This is a genomic window from Actinoplanes sp. NPDC048791, from assembly GCF_040650095.1.
In the GTDB taxonomy this organism is placed as follows: domain Bacteria; phylum Actinomycetota; class Actinomycetes; order Mycobacteriales; family Micromonosporaceae; genus Actinoplanes.
The window spans coordinates 1-3,776 of record NZ_JBEZGQ010000818.1; the positions used below are offsets into that span (position 1 = coordinate 1).

Genomic DNA, 3,776 nt, shown 5'->3' on the forward strand with positions numbered 1-3,776 from the left:
GCCCCGCTCGGCGACCGCGGTATCCAGGCCCGCGGCCAGCCCGTCGACGATCTCGTCCGCGCCGGCCGCCGCCAGCGCGGCGGCCAGCGGCGCGGTACCGCTCGGATCCAGATCCTCGCGGAGCGGACCGGAGAACAGCCGGGCTTCGTTGTCGGCCACCAGGATCCGTTCGCGCACGGTCTCCAGGTCAAGATCATTCAGCGGTACGCCGGCCAGCGTCGCCGCCGTACCCGGTGCACTGTCGACGTAGCGGCCGAGCCGATCGGTGATGGCGACGGCGTCGGCGGGCACGGCCGCGGCGATCGCGGTGACCAGTCCCGGCCGCACGACCACCCCGGACACGCTGTCGACCAGCTCGCCGGGCCCCGGCGCGGGTGCCGGGCGTACCGGGTCGGGCAGGTCCGTGCGGGCCCGCAACATCCGCACCACCCGGCGGCTGGAGACGTGCCCGCGGGTGAGCTTGTCCAGCGTCTCGGTGAGCTGCCGCAGCGGCGCGACGAGGAAGGCCGCGTACCCGTAGAAGGAGACCAGCTGCCCGATGGTGATCTGCCCGGAGAGGGCGAAGCGGGCCCCCAGCCAGGTCACCAGCACCAGGAAGATGCCTGGCAGCAGCACCTGGGCCGCCTCCAGCAACGCCTCCACGGTCGCCACCCGCAGGCCCGCCGCCCGCAGCCGCTGCGACTCGGCGCGGTAGCGACCGGACATGACCGGCTCGCCACCCACCCCGCGCAGCACCCGCAGCCCGCCGACGAGGTCACTGGCCCGGCCGGTCAGCCGGCCCTGCTGCTCCCGGTACGCCTGCTGGCGGTGGTGCAGCGGCCGGATGAGCAGCCCGACGACCGCCATCAGCAGCGGCACGCCGAGCACCACGACCAGCCCCAGCGGCAACGAGGTGGACAGCAGGATCACCGTCACCGTGACGACCGCGACCAGTGAGCCGGCCCCGCGGGCGGTGATGTCCAGGGCCCCGCCGATGTGGCTGATGTCGGCCGTGCCGATGGCGACGACCTCGCCCGCCTCCAGCCGGCGTGGCAGGGCCGAGCCGAGCCGGTTCGACTGCCGGACGGCCACCTGGACGGTGCGGTACGCGCCGGCCAGCAAGCTGAAGACGGCCAGCCGGTGCCGGGTCACCCCGGTGGCGGCCTGCACCACGCCTATGCCGAGCAGCACCAGGCTCCAGGTGAGCAGGGCGCCGCCGTCCCGATGGGTCAGCCCGGCGTCGATGGCCCGGCCGATGACCGCCGGGACCAGGGCCTGGCAGGTCATCCAGATGATGCCGAAGAACGCGCCACCGGTGGTGGATGGCCAGGTGCGCCGGGCGAGCCAGCCCAGGTAGCGGGTGGCGGACCGGTCGTCGGGAATGCCGGGGTCGGCAGGCGGCAGCTCGCGCATTCTCCCCTGACGGTACGAAACTGCGCCGTCACGGGGAAGCACGTTATCTATCGACGGGCGTGAAATCCCAGGCGTGCGGTGCGCGGGCGGTCAGGTGCGCCGGCGGCGCGGGCAGGTCGGCCGGGGTGTGCCGCCAGCGGGAGATGACCACGATGCGATGGTCGGTCGACGAGTAGACCTCGCTCGACACGTGCGACGGCAGGACCTCGACCTGCGGCAGGGCCACGTCGCAGACCCAGCTGAGCAGCTCGTCGAAGCCGCTGCCCAGGGCCCGTACCTCCCACATGCGAGCAATCATGCTGATTCCTACCCCGCCACAGTGACCGAGGTCAATGACATGGCCGAATCGGCCGGCAGGTCGAGCCGGCTGGGCGCGACGCCGGCGGCCACGAGATGCGAACCGAGGGCGGCGACCATGGCGCCGTTGTCGGTGCACAGGCCGGGCCGCGGCACCCGCACCCGGATGCCGAGCTTCGCGGCGCGTTCCTCGGCGAGCACCCGCAGCCGCGAATTGGCGGCCACCCCACCGCCGATGATCAGCGTCTCGACGCCGTGCTCCCGGCACGCGTCCAGGGCTTTGCTGGTCAGCACGTCACAGACGGCGTCCTGGAAGCTGGCCGCGACGTCGGCGACCGGCACCGGCTCGCCGCTGCGCTCGCGGGCCTCGACCCAGCGCGCCACGGCGGTCTTCAGCCCGGAGAAGGAGAAGTCGAACCGGTGCTTGAGCTGGTCCTTCGGCGAGGTAAGGCCGCGCGGGAAGGCGATCGCGGCGGGGTCGCCGTCGCGGGCCGTCCGGTCGATCACCGGGCCACCGGGGAAACCCATCCCGAGCAGCCGGGCCACCTTGTCGAAGGCCTCCCCCGCGGCGTCGTCGATGGTCGCGCCGAGCGGCGTGACCCCGGCGGTGAGATCGTCGACCAGCAGCAGCGACGAGTGGCCGCCGGAGACGAGCATGGCGATGGCCGGCTCGGGCAGCGGTCCGTGCTCGAGGGTGTCGACGGCGACGTGGGCCGCGAGGTGGTTGACGCCGTAGATGGGCTTGTCGGCGGCCAGCGCGTACCCCTTGGCCGCGGCGACCCCGACGAGCAGGGCGCCCGCGAGACCAGGCCCGGCGGTCACGGCGATCGCGTCGATGTCGGCCAGGGTGACCCCGGCGTCGTCGAGCGCCCGCTGCATGGTCGGCACCATCGCCTCGAGATGGGCCCGGCTGGCGACCTCGGGCACCACCCCGCCGAAGCGGGCATGCTGTTCGACGCTGGACGCGAGCGCGTCGGCGAGCAGGGTGTGCCCGCGGACGATGCCGACCCCGGTCTCGTCGCAGGAGGTCTCGATCCCGAGAACAAGGGGCTCGTCAGGCATTACGCATCATCACCAGGGCGTCCGTGTTGCTGGGCTGGTAGTAGCCGCGCCGCAGACCGACGGGCTCGAAGTCATAGCCGGCATAAAGCCGCTGAGCAGGAGCATTGTCGACGGCGACCTCCAGCAGCACCTTGCGCTGCCCGGCCTCGGCGAGCAGCGCCTCCAGCAACTGCCGCCCGATGCCAGCACGCTGGGCCCGCCGGTCGACGGCGATGTTCTGCACCCAGGACTCCTGCTGATCGACGATGGCGAGGCCGGCATAACCGGCCACCTTCTCGTCCTCCTCGGCGACCAGGTAGAAATGCCGCTGCGCAAGCTCGTTCCAGAACATGGCAGCCGACCACTTCTCGGCGCCGAACAGGTCCTCCTCGATGGGCAGCACCTCGGCGATGTGCCACCACCGGAACCGGGTGAGACGCATCAGGGCAGCACAGCCTTGCGCGCGGTGGGCTCGACAGCATCCGGCCGGCGAAGGTAGAGCGGAGTGAGCGGATCCCCCGGCGCCCCCTGCCGGACCTGCTCCGCGGCCAGCGCGATAAGCGCCTCCCCGGAGGGAAAAAGAAGCCGGTCGTCGATCGGGATGCCGAAGATCTCGCTGTACTTGAGAGCGCCCTCACCCACAGCCCGATCGGCCGAGACCAGGACATCGGCGGGCTTGGCAACATCGGGATCGGTGACCCGGACGCCGTCGGCATAGGTGGCGAAATACACCTCGCGCCGGCGGGCATCGGTGGCGACCAGGACCCGGCCCGGACCGGCGGCCCGGCCGAGAGCATCAAGCGAGCAGATCCCGTACGTGGGGACGCCCAGCGCCTGCCCCATGGCGGCGGCGGTCGCCAGCCCGACCCGCAGGCCGGTGAACGGGCCGGGGCCGACCCCGGCGACGATGGCGGCGAGGTCGCGTGGCCGCACACCGGCGTCGTCGAGGACCAGCTGGATCTGGGGGGCGAGGCGCTCACCGTGGGCCCGGGGGTCGACTGTGCGGCGCTCGGCGATCCCCTTCATGCCGCTGTCGGAGACCTCCC

At 72.6% G+C, this 3,776-nt stretch carries 5 protein-coding genes; all 5 read right to left on the reverse strand.

The genetic code is table 11. From position 1 onward, the window contains the following. On the reverse strand, positions 1 to 1,392 hold a 1,392-nt coding region (locus AB0C29_RS37695; protein ID WP_360830906.1), incomplete at its 3' end, for an ABC transporter transmembrane domain-containing protein. Positions 1,393 to 1,435: 43 nt separating this feature from the next. Then, positions 1,436 to 1,690: a hypothetical protein gene (locus tag AB0C29_RS37700; RefSeq protein WP_360830909.1), complete on the reverse strand. Its 255-nt coding sequence runs from the start codon at positions 1,688 to 1,690 to the stop codon at positions 1,436 to 1,438. A gap of 8 nt (positions 1,691 to 1,698) precedes the next feature. Next, complete coding sequence (gene tsaD, locus AB0C29_RS37705; protein WP_360830912.1) at positions 1,699 to 2,751, reverse strand: tRNA (adenosine(37)-N6)-threonylcarbamoyltransferase complex transferase subunit TsaD; 1,053 nt, start codon at positions 2,749 to 2,751, stop codon at positions 1,699 to 1,701. After that, positions 2,744 to 3,172 carry a ribosomal protein S18-alanine N-acetyltransferase gene (gene rimI, locus AB0C29_RS37710; protein ID WP_360830915.1) on the reverse strand — a complete coding sequence of 143 codons (429 nt, stop codon included), beginning with the start codon at positions 3,170 to 3,172 and terminating at the stop codon, positions 2,744 to 2,746. The genes tsaD and rimI overlap by 8 nt, the downstream gene beginning before the upstream one ends. After that, positions 3,172 to 3,776: tRNA (adenosine(37)-N6)-threonylcarbamoyltransferase complex dimerization subunit type 1 TsaB (gene tsaB / locus AB0C29_RS37715; RefSeq protein ID WP_360830918.1), on the reverse strand; the 605-nt coding region annotated here is incomplete at its 5' end. The genes tsaB and rimI, both read right to left, overlap by 1 nt.

Coding starts and splice junctions, on each gene's coding strand:
- AB0C29_RS37700 (WP_360830909.1), bottom strand. CDS start 1,690: ATGATTGCTCGCATGTGGGAGGTACGGGCCCTGGGCAGCGGCTTCGAC.
- rimI (WP_360830915.1), bottom strand. CDS start 3,172: ATGCGTCTCACCCGGTTCCGGTGGTGGCACATCGCCGAGGTGCTGCCC.
- tsaD (WP_360830912.1), bottom strand. CDS start 2,751: ATGCCTGACGAGCCCCTTGTTCTCGGGATCGAGACCTCCTGCGACGAG.